Origin of the sequence: Chitinophaga agri, from assembly GCF_010093065.1 — a bacterium.
GTDB classification, from domain to species: Bacteria; Bacteroidota; Bacteroidia; order Chitinophagales; family Chitinophagaceae; genus Chitinophaga; species Chitinophaga agri.
Genome location: NZ_CP048113.1, coordinates 1,982,079 through 2,002,075, shown reverse-complemented (window position 1 = coordinate 2,002,075; position 19,997 = coordinate 1,982,079). Strand labels below are relative to the sequence as shown.

At 44.8% G+C, this 19,997-nt stretch carries 17 protein-coding genes; 16 read left to right on the top strand and 1 reads right to left on the bottom strand.

Annotation, left to right across the window (positions count from 1 at the left end; genetic code table 11):
• Positions 1-58 precede the first annotated feature (58 nt).
• Positions 59-1,117 (bottom strand): agmatinase family protein, encoded by a 1,059-nt coding sequence (locus tag GWR21_RS07610; protein ID WP_162331147.1) that lies wholly within the window; start codon positions 1,115-1,117, stop codon positions 59-61.
• A 319-nt stretch (positions 1,118-1,436) separates the two neighbouring features.
• Between GWR21_RS07610 and GWR21_RS07605 the strand changes: the two genes are divergently transcribed.
• The 16 genes from GWR21_RS07605 to glgB all read left to right on the top strand — a co-directional run bounded on the left by GWR21_RS07605 (position 1,437) and on the right by glgB (position 19,777).
• A complete protein-coding gene (locus tag GWR21_RS07605) occupies positions 1,437-1,829 on the top strand; it encodes a cytochrome c maturation protein CcmE domain-containing protein (RefSeq protein WP_162331146.1) in 393 nt (130 codons plus the stop codon).
• Positions 1,830-1,926: 97 nt separating this feature from the next.
• Entirely contained in the window at positions 1,927-4,443 is a 2,517-nt protein-coding gene (ccsA, locus tag GWR21_RS07600; protein WP_238430244.1) for a cytochrome c biogenesis protein CcsA, read from the top strand.
• A gap of 68 nt (positions 4,444-4,511) precedes the next feature.
• A complete protein-coding gene (locus GWR21_RS07595) occupies positions 4,512-5,516 on the top strand; it encodes an alpha/beta hydrolase (RefSeq protein WP_162331145.1) in 1,005 nt (334 codons plus the stop codon).
• Positions 5,517-6,653: 1,137 nt separating this feature from the next.
• Complete coding sequence (locus tag GWR21_RS07590; protein WP_162331144.1) at positions 6,654-7,274, top strand: DUF4294 domain-containing protein; 621 nt, start codon at positions 6,654-6,656, stop codon at positions 7,272-7,274.
• Positions 7,275-7,430: 156 nt separating this feature from the next.
• The gene (locus tag GWR21_RS07585) at positions 7,431-7,901 is read left to right on the top strand and encodes a hypothetical protein (protein ID WP_162331143.1); all 471 of its coding nucleotides are present in this window, start codon (positions 7,431-7,433) and stop codon (positions 7,899-7,901) included.
• A 40-nt stretch (positions 7,902-7,941) separates the two neighbouring features.
• A complete protein-coding gene (bshB1, locus tag GWR21_RS07580) occupies positions 7,942-8,676 on the top strand; it encodes a bacillithiol biosynthesis deacetylase BshB1 (RefSeq protein WP_162331142.1) in 735 nt (244 codons plus the stop codon).
• 934 nt (positions 8,677-9,610) lie between these two features.
• Positions 9,611-10,165, top strand: coding sequence for a peroxiredoxin (locus tag GWR21_RS07575; RefSeq protein ID WP_162331141.1), 555 nt, complete (start codon positions 9,611-9,613; stop codon positions 10,163-10,165).
• A 93-nt stretch (positions 10,166-10,258) separates the two neighbouring features.
• Complete coding sequence (locus GWR21_RS07570; RefSeq protein ID WP_162331140.1) at positions 10,259-10,846, top strand: carboxymuconolactone decarboxylase family protein; 588 nt, start codon at positions 10,259-10,261, stop codon at positions 10,844-10,846.
• Between the two features lie 248 nt (positions 10,847-11,094).
• Entirely contained in the window at positions 11,095-11,331 is a 237-nt protein-coding gene (gene rpmB / locus GWR21_RS07565; RefSeq protein ID WP_012790732.1) for a 50S ribosomal protein L28, read from the top strand.
• Positions 11,332-11,362: 31 nt separating this feature from the next.
• The gene (gene rpmG, locus GWR21_RS07560; protein WP_012790733.1) at positions 11,363-11,545 is read left to right on the top strand and encodes a 50S ribosomal protein L33; all 183 of its coding nucleotides are present in this window, start codon (positions 11,363-11,365) and stop codon (positions 11,543-11,545) included.
• Positions 11,546-11,672: 127 nt separating this feature from the next.
• Complete coding sequence (locus tag GWR21_RS07555; RefSeq protein WP_162331139.1) at positions 11,673-11,846, top strand: DUF4295 family protein; 174 nt, start codon at positions 11,673-11,675, stop codon at positions 11,844-11,846.
• A 232-nt stretch (positions 11,847-12,078) separates the two neighbouring features.
• The gene (gene ftsY, locus GWR21_RS07550) at positions 12,079-13,041 is read left to right on the top strand and encodes a signal recognition particle-docking protein FtsY (protein ID WP_162331138.1); all 963 of its coding nucleotides are present in this window, start codon (positions 12,079-12,081) and stop codon (positions 13,039-13,041) included.
• A gap of 216 nt (positions 13,042-13,257) precedes the next feature.
• A complete protein-coding gene (locus tag GWR21_RS07545) occupies positions 13,258-14,133 on the top strand; it encodes a cupin-like domain-containing protein (protein WP_162331137.1) in 876 nt (291 codons plus the stop codon).
• Positions 14,134-14,397: 264 nt separating this feature from the next.
• Positions 14,398-15,705, top strand: coding sequence for a 30S ribosomal protein S12 methylthiotransferase RimO (gene rimO / locus GWR21_RS07540; protein ID WP_162331136.1), 1,308 nt, complete (start codon positions 14,398-14,400; stop codon positions 15,703-15,705).
• 125 nt (positions 15,706-15,830) lie between these two features.
• Entirely contained in the window at positions 15,831-17,567 is a 1,737-nt protein-coding gene (locus tag GWR21_RS07535; protein ID WP_162331135.1) for a DEAD/DEAH box helicase, read from the top strand.
• Between the two features lie 269 nt (positions 17,568-17,836).
• Positions 17,837-19,777 carry a 1,4-alpha-glucan branching protein GlgB gene (gene glgB / locus GWR21_RS07530; protein WP_162331134.1) on the top strand — a complete coding sequence of 647 codons (1,941 nt, stop codon included), beginning with the start codon at positions 17,837-17,839 and terminating at the stop codon, positions 19,775-19,777.
• The last annotated feature ends 220 nt before the right edge of the window (positions 19,778-19,997 follow it).

The window sequence follows — 19,997 nt, the reverse complement described above, 5'->3', positions numbered from 1 at the left end:
ACAGTAACGCTATATTGAAACGTGTTACATATTGTCAGGCTAAACCAATTCCTGATTTTTAATCCCTAACGCCTGATTCATTCGACAGTATCATCAGATTGCACAGCTTGAACAGCACCCTTGCACCCACATTCGCATCCCACTCATCATGAGAAGTGCTCACTTCATTCAGATCAAAGCCAATCAGTTTACGGCCGCTTTCAATCACCTTACGGAACAGATAATACAGCTGTTCCGTTTCGAAACCTCCCGCTACTGGCGTGCCGGTACGCGGACACAGCTTCGGATCAAGTCCGTCAATATCAAAGCTGATATACACCTGTTGCGGAAGGGTCGCTATAATATCATCGCAGATCATCTTCCAGGTGTCTCCTTCGTACTGACGGGCTTTGATGTCCTTGTCAAAGAAGGTCACCACTTTCCCGTTACTGTTATTAATATAATCAACTTCTTCTTCGCAGTAATCGCGGATACCGATCTGTACGAGTTTCGTCAGTTGCGGCACCTCTAATAATGCATTATACATAATGGAAGCATGAGAGTATTGAAACCCTTCATAACCATTACGCAGGTCGCAATGTGCATCTATCTGCAGAATGCCAAAGTCTCCCTTTTTCTCGCCGATCGCTCTGAAATAGCCCAGTGGCGTACTATGATCGCCCCCTACAAGACCAACCAGTTTACCGGCGTTCAGGAGTTCCATCGTTTGACGGTACACCCACTCATTCATGGCAACCGTACCGGTATTAACATCTACCAGGGTCTTTTTAAGAAATTCATTTTCACACACATCTCCGCCTTCTGTCAGAAATTTGAGGTAAAGTTCTGCTTCCTTACGGAGGTAATCACTGCGCAGCAACAGTTGCTTGTCGATATCGCGCATGAAAAATCCATTCTTCCAGCCATCTTTTACATCTGAATCATACAGGTCCACCTGCAGAGAAGCCTTGAATATCTGCTCAGGTCCTCTTGCTGTACCATGTGTGTAGGAAACTGTCACCTCCCAGGGTACAGGTAATAATACCAGCTTCGCTTCCTCTTCAGTTGTAGGCAGGCCGAAGATGTTGTTGGACAAGAGGCTTACCGAATTGGGATCAAATTGAGATAAATCCGCCATGATAATGTAATTTGATAAAAAGAGCCCGCCCTGAAGCGGTCCCGTAGGCATCAACCGTTCATACAAACGATTTTTCCGGCGCAAAGATAGTAATTTATGATGCTTTGACCATAAGATGCACTCCACAGTTGGGTCTGTCCAGCTTTTTACTATTTATATGATAAAGATCATGTTCTCTTTTATGTAAAAAAAGACACTTGAAGTTCATTTTGCTGTAATTTTGCTAGCGACAAAGAGGGTATATCGACGTAAAACAAAGTTGTATGGCTCTTGACTTTGATTAAGGATGCATTAAGGAAGAATCTGAATTATTTGCGATATGAAGAAATCTAACATTGTTCTGCTGGTACTGATAGCGGTGGCTATAGGGGTTATTGTAACTGTAGCAGGCGATTTCAGTACTTATGAAACATTTGCTACGGCCAGACAGAAAGAAGGAAAGGAATTTCAGGTAATTGGAAAGCTGGACTCTACTAAGACAATGGAGTATGATCCATTGAAAGATGCCAACCTGTTCCGCTTTTATGTAGTTGATAAAACAGGCGAAACCAGACCTGTCGTATTCTATGGTACAAAACCAACCGACTTCGAGAAAGCTGAGAGCGTAGTGCTCACAGGTAAAATGTCAGGTGAAGAGTTCAAATGCAGCAAGATACTGATGAAGTGTCCTTCTAAATACAAGGATGATCAGGTGGCAATGGGCAAAATGTAGTATATAATTATATATATTACCATTTACCACTCATAGATAATATTATTCATTTTCAGTCCGCAGATGCTTCGTCTGCGGGCTTTCAATAATACCAGGTTTGGATACAAAATACATAGGGGAGCATCTGTTGCCCGGACAGATTGGACATTTTTCAGCGGTTTTGGCTTTTATCGCGGCAATGGTAGCTACCATCAGCTTTTTCATGTCGGTACAGTCCAAAGAGGATATTTTAAAGGAATCCTGGAAGAAGCTGGCCCGCTGGGCTTTCATTATACAGGCCTTCGCGGTTTTCGCGACCTTCGGCAGCCTGTACTATGCATTATACAATCACTATTTCGAATACAAATACGTTTGGCGTAACTCTTCCCGCGACCTGCCGGTAAGCTACCTGCTCTCCAGCTTCTGGGCTGACCAGGAGGGTAGTTTCCTGTTATGGTCCATCTGGCACAGTGTACTGGGACTGATCCTGTTACGTGTCGGTAAGAAATGGGAAGCACCTGTCATGGCTACCGTATCACTGGCGCAGGTATTCCTGAGCAGTATGCTCATCGGCATCTATATATTAGGATACCGTGTGGGTAGTAACCCGTTCCTGCTGCTACGTCTGGCAGAGGAAAATCAGGGACTGCCATGGGTCGCTAATGCGAACTACCTCGATTTCATAAAAGACGGTAACGGGTTGAACCTATCCCTGCAGAACTACTGGATGGTGATCCACCCGCCGGTGCTGTTCCTCGGGTTTGCTTCCACAATCCTGCCTTTTGCTTATGCACTGGCTGGTGTATGGACCCGAGAATATAAAGAATGGATCAAGCCGGCATTGCCATGGGCACTGTTCTCCGCAATGATCCTGGGTACCGGTATTATGATGGGGGCCGCCTGGGCATATGAATCCCTGACCTTCGGTGGTTACTGGGCATGGGACCCGGTGGAGAATGCTTCCCTGGTACCATGGCTCACGCTGGTAGCGGGTATACATACCCTGCTGGCTTTCAGGTCTTCCGGTGATTCCCTGAGAATAACCTTCTTCTTCTTCTTTATCACCTTTATGCTGATCCTGTATTCTACCTTCCTCACCCGTAGTGGTGTACTCGGAGATACTTCCGTACACTCCTTCACGGACCTGGGTATGAGCGGACAGTTGCTGGTATACATGGGCGTATTCGTGATTCCTTCCTTTGTACTGTTGTTCATGAGATGGAAGGAACTGCCAAGATCACCAAGGGAAGAAAGTACCTACACCCGTGAGTTCTGGCTGTTCATCGGATCGATGATCCTCATGATCTCTGCTATCCAGATCACCTTTACGACATCTATTCCGGTTTGGAACAAGATACTCAACGGACTGCACCTGAAAGGGCTGTTCGGACTGAAGCAGGATATTGCACCTCCTTCAGATAACGCTTTCCATTTCAATCAGATACAGATATGGGTGGCGATCGTATTAGGTATGCTGACCGCCATTTCACAATATCTGAAATATAAGAGTACACCGAAAGGCTTCTTTATGAAGAAGATCGCTGTGCCGACTGTTATCAGTCTGGTGATCACAGGCCTGATAGGTATCTTCGGCAATATGACCTATGACGCTTACGGCGCAGGTATGCAGGTCGCTGTTTACATCATGCTGTTCTCCAGTGTGTATGCGATCGTAGCCAACGGTGCGTATATCATTATCGGCCAGAAAGGTAAGATCAGGGCGGCGGGTGCTTCTGTAGCACACGTTGGTTTTGGTATGATCCTGCTGGGTATCCTGGTGTCTTCTGCCAAGAAGGAAGTGATCTCTATCGACAGGATGAGAATGCTGGATGGCGGATTCTTTGGAAGCGAAAGCAAGGAGAATGCAAGAGAGAACCTCATGCTGCCGAAGAACTTCCCGGTACAGATGGGCGATTATCACGTGACTTACGCGGGAGATTCCCTGGCAGAAGGAGATGCCAAGACTTATTACCTGGTGCGTTATGAGCGCCGCAATCCGGAAAATGGTAATATTACCGAGAAATTCACCCTGCATCCGGACGCGTTCCTGAGTAATAAGGGACAGCAGCAGCTGACGCCTAACCCGGATTCAAGGCATTATCTGACAAAAGACATCTTCACCTATATCACGGCAGTACCTATTAAGGATGAGAAGAGTGATACGGCTCAGTATACGACACATACCGTTGCACCAGGCGATTCCGTGTTCTTTGCCAATGGTTATATGATCCTGGAAGGTATCGAGCCGCAGCCGCAGAACAGAAATTATGTGGCGCAGCCAAATGACCTGGCAGTAGGTGCCCGTCTGAAAGTATTCACGAAGAATAACGAACAGTACAATATGATGCCGATCTATGCGATCCGTGACAGCAAATATGATGTGACAGTCGCAGATACCGTATCGCCATTATCACTGTATGTTAAGTTCTCGAAAATTCTGCCTACAGAGAAGAAGATTCAGCTGCAGGTGAAGGAATCGGATACATTTAAAGATTATATTGTGATGAAAGCCTTTATATTCCCCTACATCAATGTGCTTTGGTTAGGTATTCTGGTGATGGTAGTTGGGTTTGTAATGAGTATAGTGCAACGTGTGAAAGCGAACAAGGCAAAGGCAAAAACCATTCAGTCATAACGCTTTTATTCCCGGAGGCAGGTGCCAGCTAATCCTGCCTCCCGGAATAAAACAACACACAAACTCCCATGAAAAGCAGCTGGCTGAGAATATCCCTGATCGTCGTTGCTGCCCTGATAATCGTATATTATCTTGGCCCAAGACCCGCCACTCCCCGGTACGATCCACTATTACCCACCGTACCACAGCAATCCCCCGCACTGGATCAGTATATCCGTGACAAAGAGCAGGGACACAAGCTGAAACCTGACAATGAAGCCCGGATCGTCTGGTATGACTCCCTGCATCGTAAGACGCCTTACAGCGTGGTATATCTCCATGGATTTTCTGCCAGTCAGGAAGAAGGCGACCCGGTGCACCGTCATTTCGCGGAAAGATATGGTTGTAACCTGTTCCTGTCCCGGCTGGATGCCCATGGCCTGGATACTGCTGAACCGCTGCTGACGATGACCGCCACCGGTCTGTGGCAGGACGCCAAGGAGGCACTGAGCATTGGAAAAGCTTTGGGTGAAAAGGTGATCCTGGTAACATGTTCCACGGGCAGTACGCTGGGGCTGAAACTGGCAGCTACCTACCCCAATGATATATTTGCTATCATCAATATGTCTCCGAATATCGCGATCAATGATGATATGGCATTCCTGGCTAATAATCCCTGGGGATTACAACTGGCGCAGTTGGTTTGTAACGGAAAATACAGGCAATCGCCGTCAGAGACGCCGGAAATAGGTAAATACTGGTATAATAAATACCGGCTGGAAGGAGTAGTGGAGCTGGAAAGTCTGCTGGAGACAACGATGGAACCAGGGCTGTTTCATAGTATCAGGCAGCCTGTACTTAATCTCTATTATTACCGTGATGCGACCCATCAGGACGGGACCGTAAAGGTGTCAGCTATCCTTGAGATGCATAATCAGCTGGGTACGCCCCCGCAACTGAAAGAGGCGGTAGCCATCCCGAATGCTAATGCACATGTGATCGGTTGTTATCTTACCTCCGGTGATGTGCCTGCCGTCGAGAAGGCTATACAGGCCTTTGCTGAAAATAAGCTGGGGCTGGTGCCTGTGAGATAAAAGATAAACACAGAAAGCCTTATCTTGCTTACAGACAAATTCAACCACTTCTAACGTACATTTCCTAAAAACCAGGGTTGAGTTGATAAGCATATCCGGCAAACATTAAAGACCAGGGAAGTAGGGTCTGCGATCACGACAGGTGATAGCAGGCCTATTTTATTTTGGTAATATCTTGTATGTAGGGTGAATATCGCTTTTACTAAAAAGGCGGACGTATCAGACATGTTTGTGATACGTCCGCCTTTTTTTCATGTCCTGATCGGCTTACTATGTTATCATCTATAGGCCACTTCAAGGTCACTTAAAGGGCACTTCAATATCTAGGGGATATTGAAGTGCCCTTTAAGTGACCTTGAAGTGACCTGTTGGTGCCCTGCTGGTATGAATAACAGTTGCAGTTTTGGAGGTTGAAAAATGCATGGCAGGTGGATAGGATACGTTGTGTGAACTACAGGTAAACCGTAATGATGTTGATTGCAGCCTTAGGATGCAACTAAGTGTTAATCAGCGGCTATTCTGTTCCATTTTAATACTGAGTAAAGTGTATTATATATTTGATAATCAGAAGGATATGAAAGTTTGTTTTCTGTTGTAGCAGGTGTGTAGAGGTGAATAGAAAAATGGCTATAAATATTCAAATATTATAAGGTAACGAATTGAAAACCAGTTTACAGTAGATTTTTCTTCATTCGTACAGCTGCTAGTCGAAGGAGAGGGCAGGTGTTGACCCTGAGCAGCTGGATAGCCGATAAAGCGACTGATTGACATGACACTATGAAAAAACCGGCTTAACCACGGGTTAGTTAGAATTTAATTTCAACTAATAATAGGTGATGATAAATATTTTGCGTAATATAGTAGTAGGGAATATCAGCTATCTACGTGCTACGATCCTACTATACATTCCTTCCTTAATTTACATAATTGGCTGATTATTAATCCATACTATCGTTTACTTAAAGTTTAATTTCAATTAATTTACAGAAGAGGCTTTTCTATGAATACGCTTTTCCCCGGCGGCCAACTGGCATACGTTAATATTTTAATAATCTTATTTATTCGCTTTACAGCTCACGTGAGCTATCATTTATTTAGCATATCTTTAGTATAATTTTAAGATTACATTAGGAGTTTATGCGTCGTCTCACCGCTTTCATCATCCTGTTTGCCGGCTTTACATGCTTTGCGGGCCTTAGGGTAAATGCCCAGGAACGTCATGGGGCAGATAATATAGCAGTGAGTGCGATTGTAGTCGGTTCTGACACCATTCCTTACATCACCTTACAGATTTTCGAAGTCGTAGAAAAGCTACCCAGGAAGTTCCGTAAACAGCGGGAAGCCTGGACGCGCTTGCGCAATGCGGTATATGTCACCTATCCTTACGCTAAATCAGCCTCCCGGATATTGAAAGATGTGAATGCCCACCTGGCGACACTGCATGATAAAAAGGAGAAGAAGAAATACCTTGCAGAAATAGAGAAGAAGATGAAGGCTGAGTTTGGCAACAAGCTCGAAAACCTGTCTGTTTATCAGGGCAAGGTGCTCATGAAGCTGATCAGTCGTGAGACAGGGGAGAACTGTTATGAGATCATCAAAGAGCTCAAAGGCGGGTTCTCTGCCCGTATGTGGCAAACAGTTGCCTTTTTCTTCGGCGGTAACCTGAAGAGTGAATATGATCTCCAGGAGGATAAAGACATTGAGGTCATCGTGCAGGAGATCGAGATGTACAGAGGTTCACGTGCGTATAACTATTAACCCTTCTGGTCAATTGATCATTATGGCTGACCATTTCTCATTTTAACAATCCCTTCTACATAGGTCCCCCGCCTTTCTGGCAAATCTGCCGTACATTCATGTATGCATTTAAGATTTCTGATAATCGCATGTCTGCTTATATGCGGAACTGCAGCTATGTCACAAGACCTGAGTTCGGTACCTGGCGTACCGCAGAACGCCCTTATTTTCGTTGACAGTATACTGAGTAAAAAGGGAATGGAGGGACTGGATCCCAGCAAGATAGCCCTGATAGATATTGTAAAAGGCAAGAAGCTGAAGGAAAAATATGGTCCGGAGGGGGAGAACGGTGTCATCTTCATTGAGACAGTGGATTTTGCCCGGAAACGCTATACCCGGATGTTCGCAGAAATATCACCTGAATATAAAAAGCAGTTGGAGAAGGCCGGCAATGATAGCTCTTTTCAGTATCTGCTCGATGGGTCACTCATCAATACCAGCAAGGAACAGATGCTAGCAGCCCTGCTCAGGAAAGATATTGACAGTATTAACGTGATGTTTAACGGCGAGTTAAACGGTAAGCCGACGGGAGTTGGCTGTAGTAACACGAATATCCCTATGGTGATGATCCGCACCAAGACGAACTAAGCACTATCTTTGCACTCCACCAAAAGAAAGGACATATCTGATGAAAGTAGATATACTGGCTATTGCTGCGCATCCTGATGATGTGGAGCTGGCTTGTGCAGGTACCCTGATGGTACATGCAGCACAGGGGATGAAAGTAGGCGTACTGGACCTGACAAAAGGAGAGCTCGGCACGCGTGGTACCCCTGAAATAAGGGCGGCGGAAGCTGCGGACGCAGCTGTGGTAATGGGATTATCTGTAAGAGATAACCTGGGACTGAAAGACGGGTTCTTCCGTAATGATACGGAGGAGCAGATGAAGCTGATCGCAGCGATCCGTAAATATCAGCCGGAGATTGTACTGGCGAATGCATTTGAGGACAGACATCCTGACCACGGAAGGGCCGCCCGTCTGATAGCAGACAGCTGTTTTCTGGCAGGTCTGAGACGAATTGAAACCGTGGATGAGAAGGGTACGTTGCAGGCCCCCTGGAGGCCTAAACAGGTCTTTAATTTCCTGCAGGACCGTTACGAGACGCCTGATTTCGTAGTAGATGTGACACCTGTGATAGAACGTAAAAAAGAGGCAATAAGGGCTTATAAGACCCAGTTCCTCGCACCAGCCGCGGATAATGAGCCGAAGACCTATATTTCTTCTCCGGCATTTTTCGAAAGTGTGATAGCGAGAGACGCCACTTTTGGCAAGATGGTAGGTGTACCTTATGCGGAAGGATTCAAATCGGTGAAGATGCTGGGTATCAGGAGCTTCGGCGATCTGATTAACAATGTAACCTGACGCTGTGGATGTTTAACAACATCTGTGTCAATGAAATGTGGAATCTACCTGGAATTTTGAGGTAAAATACTATTATAGCAAAAAGGCTTTCGCAGTGTAGCGAAAGCCTTTTTTATGATGGTTGTCGGTAGTCGTTTTACGATATCCGGTAGATTTATGATGGTCATTATGACAGTCTTGTTCACGAGCGGGCAACAAAATAGGAATTACCAATTAATTATAATTCGTAATTCCTTTTTTGTTGACATCCACCTGCCTGAGGTGGAAGCGTATACCTGAGTGTCATGCGGGTGTTATCCCCGCAACGGCAACTAATGAAATATTAGTGAATTGGCAGAGAATAACATTGATAATCAATCAGCAAATGGGATAGATTTCCCATTCTACGATAAATTGACCGGCATAACAGTGCCTGCTTTCTGTTAGGAAAGCACTTGGTTACTGGATACGGCACTATTTGCGCATTAACCATTAAATGAATAGATCTTGGGTTGCATCAAATTCATCATGTTTACCTAAACCGTTTTTAATTAACGGAATGAGCGCAATACCAATCGTAAAGATCACTAAGAGTACGTTTTTAAGTTTCATAGCCTGTCGTTTTATTTTATTATTGAAATTTGGGTACTATATATAACTAAATAACGTGCCAAATTGTTCCGTTTGCCTTCACTTTATGTTAAAAAAGTATTAAGGACACTTATTTTTAAAGAAAAAATAGTGGAATACCAGCAGGAGAGCAGTTTTTGGGGGCATATAGAGAATTTCAATGAAGGGGTAGTTGAAAATCTATTTGATTAATAATGAACATACCCGCAATTTTGCACCCGGATAACCATACAGGACATATAGAATCTATGTGAATGTAATAGTGGTGCTCTCACTGGGAATATATAAAAGCAATATAACGTAAATAACAAATCATATACGCACAATGAAGAATGTAACATTATCTTTAGGAGCACAGTTTCCTGAGTTCAAGAAGACGGCAGTAGTATCTATCGAGAAAGGTAAAGAGTTCTACGAACTGAGCTCTGAGGAACTGAAAAATTCCGGTAAATGGTTAGTGATGTTCTGGTGGCCAAAAGATTTCACTTTTGTTTGTCCTACGGAGATTGCTGAATTCAACAAACATTACCAGGATTTCGTTGATCGTGATGCTATCTTAATTGGTGCTTCTACTGATTCCGAGTTTGTACATGCTGCATGGAGAAGAGATCACGAAGATCTGCGTGGTCTGCAGTTCCCAATGCTGGCCGATACTTCCAAATCACTGGCTGAAGAGCTGGGTATCCTGGAAGCTAATGAGAAAGTAGCTTACCGTGCTACATTCATCGTTGATCCGCAGGGTATTGTACGTTGGGTATCACTGTATGACCTGAACGTAGGTCGTAGCGTGAAAGAAGTACTGCGTGTACTGGATGCGCTGCAGACAGATGAGCTGTGCCCATGTAACTGGGAAAAAGGTCAGGCTACCCTGAACGCTTAATTTTATTGAAGGTCCATAGTCAGCGTCCTGTTTTGGGAGGACAGTCCGGCTATGGACTTTTTATTTTCTACCGATATTTGAAAAATAATTATTATGTTCGCAACTTCAAATACAGATACGGCTGTACAGTTACTGGAAGCAGTAGGGCTGAGCAGTGAGCATCTTTCCGATCGCTTACGCAGTCTGGCTAACACAGATGCCCGTTATCTGAAAGATCTTAAGATAAACGTTACCAATTCATTAGCAGCGTCTACACTGACTAAAAAGGAAGCATTCCTGCTGGGTCTGTCTGTAGCTGCCAATGAAAAACATGTTGCCCTGCAGGCTGCTTTTGAGAAGCAGGCTACACAGGAAGGAGCTACAGATAAGGAGATTGCTGAAGTCTACAGCTGTACTTCCCTGATGAATGCAAACAACGTGTATTATCGTTTCCGTCATTTCGTTAATAAAGAATACTATACAGTTACTCCTGCCGGTATCCGTATGAGCATCATGGCAAATCCGGTGCTGGGCAAAGAGTTCTTCGAGCTGGTAAGTCTGGTGGTTTCTGCACTGAATGGTTGTGAAATGTGCGTAACTTCGCATGAAGAAGCGTTACTGAAACATGGTACTTCGCAGCAGCGTGTGCTGGAAAGTGTGAGATTGGGCGCTGTGCTGAGAAGTCTGATTGTACTGCTGTAAGGCAGCAAAGTAGAAGCATAAAACGGCCCTGTTGTAAAAATAGATCGCTGATTTTGTGTTATTTTCAAAATGTGGATATCTTGATATTCGAGCAAATCTGTCAATGGATTTCTTTGATATTCAATATTTTACGAGGCGTGAATTGTACTTTACATTTACACAATTCGTAATTGTTAATAAAATCGCACATTAATAATTTGCAAAAGCGATAAAATTTAGCGACTTTTGCAATCCAAAATTTTTCTATCATGGCAAGAGTATGTCAGGTGACAGGAAAGAAGCCGATTACGGGTCACCATGTTTCCTTCTCTAATATTAAGACAAAGAGAAGATTTCTGCCTAACCTGCAGAAAAAGCGTTTTTTCCTGGCGGAAGAGGATCGCTGGATTTCTTTGAAAGTATCTGCTGATGGTTTAAGAACCATCAACAAGAATGGTTTGTATGCAGTAGTTAAGGACTTGCGTGCAGCTGGAGAAAATATCTAATTGTTAGCATTCAACTTTAATTGTATACAAAATGGCAAAGAAAGGTAACAGGGTGCAAGTGATATTGGAATGTACAGAGCATAAGACCAGTGGTCAGCCTGGTACTTCCCGTTATATCAGCACCAAAAATAAGAAGAACACTCCAGAGCGTCTGGAGCTGAAAAAGTACAATCCAATCCTGAGAAAGGTAACTGTACACAAAGAAATTAAGTAATAATTGATCGTTAATGTTGAGCGTTAATGTTGAGCGTTAATCGGTAGCATGTTGATGCATTCGGTCGCGATTAGCAATTAACAGGTAACTTCTGACGATTCACTTTAACTTTTAATTTAAAAATATTATGGCAAAAGCAGCATCTAAGAACTCGAAAGTAAAAGACGCGAAGGCAGCAGCTGAATCCAAAGTTTGGACTAAAGTTATTAAAGCTGTTCGTTCTCCTAAAACCGGTGCATACTCTTTCAAAGAGGCTATCGTGCACAAGGATAAAGTTGTGGAGCACATTAACCAGAAGTAATTCGGCTTTACCAATTATACTATAAAAGCTGTCCGCCGCTGGCGGACAGCTTTTTGTGTTGAGTTAAGATATGAATAGTTATATCCTGCAGGATAGACTGTCTCTTCACTGTTACACCCCAATAGTCAATACTCATCTATTATGGAGTATTTTCTGTAACTTAACGCCTTAACAATCGACTACCGTCAATATAATATCTTGATGCCGGTGCGTCGGTCGCAAAAGAATAACCATGAGTTTTTTCAATAAGCTATTTTCAAGGGAGAAGAAAGAAAGCCTGGACCAGGGATTACAGAAGACAAAAGATAGTTTTCTCACCAAAATAGGTCGTGCCATCGCAGGTAAAGCCACCGTTGATACAGAAGTACTGGACAACCTGGAAGAAGCGCTGGTATCTGCGGACGTTGGTGTGGATACGACCGTGCAGATCATTGACAGAATAGAAAAGCGCGTATCGAAAGATAAATATCTCGGCACCAGCGAGTTAAACAGGATCCTGCAGGAAGAAATTGCAGGTTTGCTGGTAGATGCGCCGGACAGCGGATTCCGCGATTTTGATATTCCGGCAGGCAAGAAGCCTTATGTGATCATGGTAGTTGGTGTAAATGGTGTTGGGAAAACGACGACTATCGGTAAACTGGCGTATAACTTTAAGAAAGCCGGTAAGAGCGTATTGCTCGGTGCTGCTGATACCTTCAGGGCCGCTGCGGTAGATCAGCTCACCATCTGGAGTGACCGCGTAGGTGTACCGATCGTCAAGCAGCAAATGGGGTCCGATCCGGGAGCCGTTGCCTTTGATACCGTACAGAGCGGCGCTTCTAAAGAGGTGGACGTTATTATCATTGATACAGCAGGCCGTTTGCACAACAAGGCCCATCTTATGGAGGAACTGAGCAAGATCAAACGTGTAATGAAAAAAGTGATCCCTGATGCGCCACATGAAGTATTGCTGGTACTGGATGGTTCAACCGGACAGAACGCACTCGAACAGGCCCGTCATTTCACGGCGGCAACAGAAGTAACTGCGCTCGCCATTACCAAACTGGATGGAACCGCCAAAGGGGGTGTTGTACTGGCGATCGCCAATCAGTTTAAGATCCCGGTGAAATATATCGGTATCGGTGAAAAAATGGAAGATCTCCAGGTGTTTAGTAAAGAGGAGTTTGTAGATTCACTGTTCAGTATTAAAGACTAATAAGACACGCCGGTATTTACAGATATTGAAAGAGGCCCCCTGAGGCCTCTTTTTTTATGGCTATGTTTCCCGCAGCTGATCTCCGGTTGGCAGCGGCATTATTATTGCGGTGTTTGGTTGACTGCATTGATTGATCTGAACTAAGTTAACTTACCACCTCCGGTGCAAGGTCGGGGCGTATCTATTGTTTCACGTACTCATTAATGTATCTTCTTTATGCATTTAACCTCCATAGATCGCGTAGAGAGTATTTCAGCTGAAGTATTCCGAAAACAGTATTATGAACCACGGAAACCAGTAGTGATCACGGGGCTCAGTAGAAACTGGCCGGCCTATCAGAAATGGACCTGGGATTACTTCAAATCGATAGTAGGGCACCAAACAGTAGGATTGTACAACAATGAGAGGGCAGGGGCTAAAACCCTGGTGAATGGGGCAGATGCCTATATAACGTTCGGGGAGTACCTGGATATGGTCAAGAAAGGGCCGGTACAGCTCCGTATCTTCCTGTTTAACATTTTCCAGCATGCACCCGAAATAGTCAATGATTTCACCTGGCCGGATCAGCTGGCGTCAGGCTTCCTGAAGAAATACCCGATGTTATTCGTCGGAGGGGCCGGGTCAGTGGCACACATGCATTATGATATTGATCTCTCTCATATCTTTCATACACAGTTCGTTGGCCGGAAAAGGGTATTGCTGCTGGAAAACAACCAGGCGCCCTATATCTATCGGATGCCCTTTACGGTAGAAAGTGCCGCCAGTTTCCTGAACTGGCATGAGCACCTGGACACAAAACAGTTTCCGGCACTGGAAAAGGCGAGGGGACTCACCACCATTCTTGAACACGGAGATATGCTCTTTATGCCAGGCGGCTACTGGCATCATATGGAATATATAGACAGTGGTTTTGCTATGAGTTTGCGGGCACTCGATGAGACCCTGCTGGGAAAGCTCAATGGGCTGTATCATATTGTAGGACTGCGCGGTATGAATAACCTGCTGATCCGCCTGGCGCCTGAATGGTGGTACCATTATAAAAGGAAGATCGCCAGGAGAAGAGCTGAAAGGCTATTGGAAGAAGTCAGCTGATGGTGGCTGAAAAAGAGGATGTTATATTGATTTGATCATATATTGCGGCTTGTCAAAATATTGTTTTAACATACAATTCGTAATTGGTAATTGACAATTCGCAATAAAATCTTACCTTTGCAATTCTTTAGTTAAATAACCCCCACTTAGGCTCATAGTCACATAACAGTAAGTCTCGCTGTTCTCTTCAATTCGTGTCTGGATGTCTTCGTGGCGGTGAGCGGACAAGTCTCAGGCTTGTTTGCCAGATTAAAATATTCGCGCTTGAAGACAAAAACTTTAAAGAAAGATAAGGTTAATATTATTACGCTCGGCTGTTCAAAGAACATGGTAGATTCTGAGGTGCTCAGCGGGCAGCTACTGGCTAATGAAATCGACGTAGTGCATGAAAGCGCTAAGAAAGATCACAATATTGTCGTGGTGAATACCTGCGGCTTTATTGACAAGGCCAAAGAAGAATCTATCAATACCATCCTGGAGCAGATCGAATTAAAGAATCGTGGTCGTCTGGAAAAAGTATACGTAACCGGTTGTCTCAGCGAGCGTTATCGCGGAGATCTGGAGGCGGAAATACCTGGCGTAGATGCGTGGTTTGGTACCATGGAACTGCCACTGATCCTGAAGAAATTTGATGCTGACTACAAGGCAGAGCTGATCGGTGAGCGTCTGTTGGCGACGCCGACCCACTATGCTTATCTGAAAATATCAGAAGGATGTAACCGTACCTGCTCATTCTGTGCTATTCCGTTAATGCGCGGAGGACACGTATCACGTCCAATTGAGCAACTGGTAGCAGAGGCAGAGAAACTGGTGAATTCTGGCGTAAAAGAGATCATGCTGATCGCACAGGAACTGACCTATTATGGTCTGGACCTTTACAAGCAGCGTAGACTGGCTGATCTCCTCAGGGCATTGGCACAGGTGAAAGGTCTTGAATGGATCCGCCTGCATTATGCTTATCCGCACAAATTCCCCATGGAAGTGCTGGACGTAATGAATGAATTCCCGAATATTTGTAAGTATATTGATATGCCGCTGCAACATGCGGCTGATAATATGCTCAAATCCATGAAACGTCAGATCACACGCGTCGAAATGGAGGAGCTCATTACCGCTATTCGCGAAAAAGTACCTGGCATCTGCCTGCGTACAACCCTGATCACCGGTTATCCCGGTGAAACACTGGAAGACGTTGAAGAGACAAAACGTTTTCTCGAGAAGATGCGTCTGGACAGAGTGGGTGTATTTACATACAGTCACGAAGAAGGTACCAGTGCACATGATCTGGAAGATAACATCCCTGCAGAAGAAAAGGAACGCAGGGCACAGGATATCATGGAAACACAACAGGAAATCTCCCTGGAGAAGAACCAGGAAAAGGTTGGACAGGTGTTCCGTGTTATCGTAGATAAAAAAGAATCAGGCCGTTACCTGGCACGTACAGAGTTCGACTCTGTTGAAGTAGATAATGAAGTGATCATTAATACCAGTAAACGTCTGAAACCCGGAGAATTTGTTAATGTCAGGATCACCAAGGCATACGATTATGACCTGGAAGGTGAACTGGTGTGATCAGTACCAGTGATTGTCCATTAGGGTTGTTAACCGGCATTAGAATTAAATTTTAAGAGTTAATCAGTTTAACAAACTGAGATAGTATACCAAGGCTCCCGACGGAGCCTGATCAAAGCAAATCAATGACTACATTTGAAACTTTAGGCTTACAGGAGCCCATTTTAAAAGGAATCCAGGACCTGGGATTTATCGCACCTACGCCAATACAGGAAAAAGCTATTCCTGTGTTATTGGGTGGAGACAGGGACTTTGTAGGTTTGGCCCAGACGGGTACCGGTAAGACGGCAGCATTTGGCCTGCCGCTGTTACAGCAGATCGACGTAAAACAACGCCATCCGCAGGGATTAATTTTGTGCCCAACACGTGAATTATGTCTTCAGATCACCAACGACCTGAAGAACTTCAGCAAACACCTGGGTGATGTAAGTATCGTCGCTGTTTATGGTGGTTCCAGCATCGTGCAGCAGCTGCGCGATCTGAAAAGAGGAGTACACATCGTTGTAGCTACTCCTGGTCGTTTACTCGATATCATCGAAAGAAAGGCCGTTAACTTTGCCAATGTACGCTATGTTGTACTGGATGAAGCAGATGAAATGCTGAACATGGGATTCCAGGAAGACATCAACAATATATTATCCAATACGCCTGAAGAGAAAACCACCTGGTTATTCTCGGCTACAATGCCTCAGGAAGTACGCCGCATTGCGCAGAAGTACATGTCAGATCCTTTCGAACTGACCGTAGGTAATAAGAACAGCGGTAACGCTAACATCGAACACGAGTATTATGTGGTACGCCCACGTGAGAAATATGCGGCACTGAAACGTATCGTGGATTTCAACCCTGAGATCTTCGGTATCATCTTCACCCGTACTAAGATCGAATCACAGGAAATCGCAGAATCACTTATCCGTGATGGTTATAACGCTGATGCACTGCACGGCGATCTGACCCAGCAGCAACGTGATAAAGTAATGAAACGTTTTCGTGAGAAATCATTACAGGTACTTGTAGCAACTGACGTTGCTGCCCGTGGTATTGACGTTGATAACGTAACACACGTAATTAACTACGAACTGCCTGATGATGTAGAGAACTACACGCACCGTAGCGGTCGTACTGCACGTGCCGGTAAATCCGGTATTTCCATCGCGATCATCACCGGTCGTGATACCGGAAAGATCCGTCAGATCGAAAGAGTGATCGGTAAGAAGTTCACTAAAGTGGATGTACCAGATGGTTTCGCAGTATGTGAAAAACAACTGTTCGGCCTCGTTCATAAAGTACACAACGTAACTGTAAACGAAGAGCAGATCGAACCATACCTGGAGCGCATATTCGAAGAATTTGCATCCATGAGCAAAGAAGAGATCATCAAACGTTTCGCTTCCCTCGAGTTCAATCAGTTCCTGGAATACTACCAGGATGCGCCTGATCTGAACGTGAAAGAAGAAAGAAGATCAGCTGAAGGTGGCGACCGCAGAAGCAGCGGTGGCAAATTCACCCGCCTGTTCATCAACCTGGGTTCAGTAGATGATTTCACCCGTGGCGATATGTTACGTTACCTCTGCGACACAAGCGGTGTACGTGGCAACAAGATCGGCCGTATTGACCTGAAAGGTGTTTACTCCTTCTTCGAAGTGGAAAACGACGTGGTAGGTAAATTCCAGGAAACTTTCAAGAAAGCCGAATACAATGGTCGCAGCGTACGTATCGAAATGTCACAGGATGGCGATAAACGTCGTTCCGGTGGCGGTGGTCGTCCTCCACGTGAAGGTGGTAGCGGCAGACGCTGGGAAGGAAGCAACAGCGGTGGTGCCGGTAGTAGCCGCCCTGGTGGTTTCAGAAAAAGATACTAGTATTAGTCTGAATAGCATTACATGTGAGTCCGTAGGAATAGCTGGTCTGTTTCTACGGACTTTTTCTTTTAATCAGGAATTGGCAATTGAGCCATTCAGGACATCCATTTTTATATAAAGTAGTCTTACCGGTTCGACGGAAAGGCGTTTTACTTAGCGAAAAGTATTTATTATAAATAATTCCTGATTCCAATCCTGATTTCTTTCCGGTCTGATACTTGCGGATGTTACTTTTTAAGCTATATTGTTACTCTTAGCAGTACCCTATTATGACAGCATCAAAAAAGTCGAAGTTACAGCCAGTTGTACCCTTTTCCCTTTTCTCCGCCAGAGACGTAGAGTTGTTTCAGGAGGGCATTCACGCGCACCTGTACGAGAAATTCGGTGCGCATACACTGGAATATGAAGGCGTGAAAGGAACCTACTTTGCTGTCTGGGCCCCCAATGCTGCATATGTTTCCGTAATCGGTGATTTCAACGAATGGGACCATTACAGTCACACTTTGTACCCTAGATGGGACAAGTCCGGCATTTGGGAAGGTTTCGTTCCACACGCGAAAAAAGGCGCCTTATATAAATATTTTATCCGCTCTAATTCCGGAGAAGAACTGCGGAAAGGTGACCCTTATGCCAATTACTGGGAACTGCGGCCGCGTACTGCATCCGTTGCCTGGCAACTGGACTATAAATGGAAAGATAAACGCTGGATGGAACAGCGTAAGAAACATAATAGTCTGGAAAGCCCTTTCAGTGTGTATGAAGTGCACCTGGGGTCCTGGCGCCGTCCTGATAAAAATGATCATGAAGTTTTTTATACCTACGCTGAAATAGCAGCAATGCTGATCCCCTATGTAAAAGACATGGGTTTCACCCACGTAGAGCTGATGCCGGTCATGGAGCATCCTTTCGATGGCTCCTGGGGCTATCAGGGTACGGGGTATTATGCGCCTACTGCAAGATATGGTTCTCCGCAGGACTTCATGGCCTTTATAGACGCCTTTCATCATGCAGGAATAGGTGTTATACTGGACTGGGTTCCTTCACATTTCCCGTATGACGCTCATGGACTGTACCGGTTTGACGGGTCGCATACCTATGAGTATGCGGACATGCGCAAAGGCTATCATCCTGACTGGAACAGTTATATTTTCAACTACGCCCGTAACGAGGTCCGTTCTTTCTTGTTAAGCAATGCTGTGTTCTGGCTCGATAAATTCCACGTAGACGGGCTGCGTGTCGATGCGGTAGCATCCATGATACACCTGAACTACTCCCGTGAAACAGGCGCCTGGGAACCGAATGAACTGGGAGGAGAGGAGAACCTGGAAGCGATCTCATTCCTGAAACACATGAATGAAACGATCTATAAACTGTTTCCCGATGTACAGACCATTGCGGAAGAATCCACTTCCTTCTATGGTGTGTCACGGCCTGTTTATATGGGTGGACTCGGTTTCGGCATGAAATGGATGATGGGCTGGATGAATGATACGCTGGCTTATTTCAAGCGGGATCCGTTCAATCGTAAATGGCACCAGGATCAGCTCACCTTCAGTATTGCCTATGCATTTACGGAGAATTTCATGCTGCCCCTCAGCCACGATGAGGTAGTCCATGGTAAGTCTCCCATGATGTATAAAATGCCGGGAGATGACTGGCAGAAACTCGCCAATCTACGTCTGATGTATAGTTATATGTTCACCCACCCTGGTACCAAATTACTCTTCATGGGAGATGAATTTGGCCAGACGACAGAATGGAACTATAAATCAGAACTGGACTGGCACCTGCTGGACCATATTTCACATCAGGGGCTCCAGCAATATGTGAAAGCCCTCAATCACCTGTATACATCCGAACCGGCATTATATATTAAGCAATTTGAATACTATGGCTTCGAATGGGTTAATGTATCCGACCATGAAAATTCCATCCTGGCTTATATGCGTAAGAGCTATCATTCGAAGGAGGATATTTTAGTGGTGCTCAACATGACACCTATGGCCCATGAGCAATACCTGCTGGGTATAGACGGAGAAGGACAGTGGAAAGAAATATTAAACAGCGATGATACCCGCTTCTTTGGCAGCGGTGTTATAAATACAGGCGTATTAACCGCCGGAGAGAGCCCTGTAAACGGAAAATCTCATGCACTTCCGTTACGTATCCCGCCATTAGGGGCATCTATTTTCAAAAGAGCAAATAGCTAGGAATGTAAGTGGTTAATAATACGTGCATTGATGATATATAGTAGATTTTACTACTGTGAATGCTTCCAATGGTTACAAAGACACGACCATTACGGGCGTGAAGGTGGAGAGAGGTGATAATACGAAAGTACAGGAGATCAAGCTACATAAATAGGCAAACAGGTATAAGCAAAAGATGACTATATACTGCCGGCGCAACATTGTTGTGCCGGTTTTTTTT

Bases quoted from the DNA above. Each gene is read 5' to 3' on its own strand.
- GWR21_RS07610 (WP_162331147.1), bottom strand. From the start codon at position 1,117: ATGGCGGATTTATCTCAATTTGATCCCAATTCGGTAAGCCTCTTGTCC.
- GWR21_RS07605 (WP_162331146.1), top strand. From the start codon at position 1,437: ATGAAGAAATCTAACATTGTTCTGCTGGTACTGATAGCGGTGGCTATA.
- GWR21_RS07595 (WP_162331145.1), top strand. From the start codon at position 4,512: ATGAAAAGCAGCTGGCTGAGAATATCCCTGATCGTCGTTGCTGCCCTG.
- GWR21_RS07590 (WP_162331144.1), top strand. From the start codon at position 6,654: ATGCGTCGTCTCACCGCTTTCATCATCCTGTTTGCCGGCTTTACATGC.
- GWR21_RS07585 (WP_162331143.1), top strand. From the start codon at position 7,431: ATGTCACAAGACCTGAGTTCGGTACCTGGCGTACCGCAGAACGCCCTT.
- bshB1 (WP_162331142.1), top strand. From the start codon at position 7,942: ATGAAAGTAGATATACTGGCTATTGCTGCGCATCCTGATGATGTGGAG.
- GWR21_RS07575 (WP_162331141.1), top strand. From the start codon at position 9,611: ATGAAGAATGTAACATTATCTTTAGGAGCACAGTTTCCTGAGTTCAAG.
- GWR21_RS07570 (WP_162331140.1), top strand. From the start codon at position 10,259: ATGTTCGCAACTTCAAATACAGATACGGCTGTACAGTTACTGGAAGCA.
- rpmB (WP_012790732.1), top strand. From the start codon at position 11,095: ATGGCAAGAGTATGTCAGGTGACAGGAAAGAAGCCGATTACGGGTCAC.
- rpmG (WP_012790733.1), top strand. From the start codon at position 11,363: ATGGCAAAGAAAGGTAACAGGGTGCAAGTGATATTGGAATGTACAGAG.
- GWR21_RS07555 (WP_162331139.1), top strand. From the start codon at position 11,673: ATGGCAAAAGCAGCATCTAAGAACTCGAAAGTAAAAGACGCGAAGGCA.
- ftsY (WP_162331138.1), top strand. From the start codon at position 12,079: ATGAGTTTTTTCAATAAGCTATTTTCAAGGGAGAAGAAAGAAAGCCTG.
- GWR21_RS07545 (WP_162331137.1), top strand. From the start codon at position 13,258: ATGCATTTAACCTCCATAGATCGCGTAGAGAGTATTTCAGCTGAAGTA.
- GWR21_RS07535 (WP_162331135.1), top strand. From the start codon at position 15,831: ATGACTACATTTGAAACTTTAGGCTTACAGGAGCCCATTTTAAAAGGA.
- glgB (WP_162331134.1), top strand. From the start codon at position 17,837: ATGACAGCATCAAAAAAGTCGAAGTTACAGCCAGTTGTACCCTTTTCC.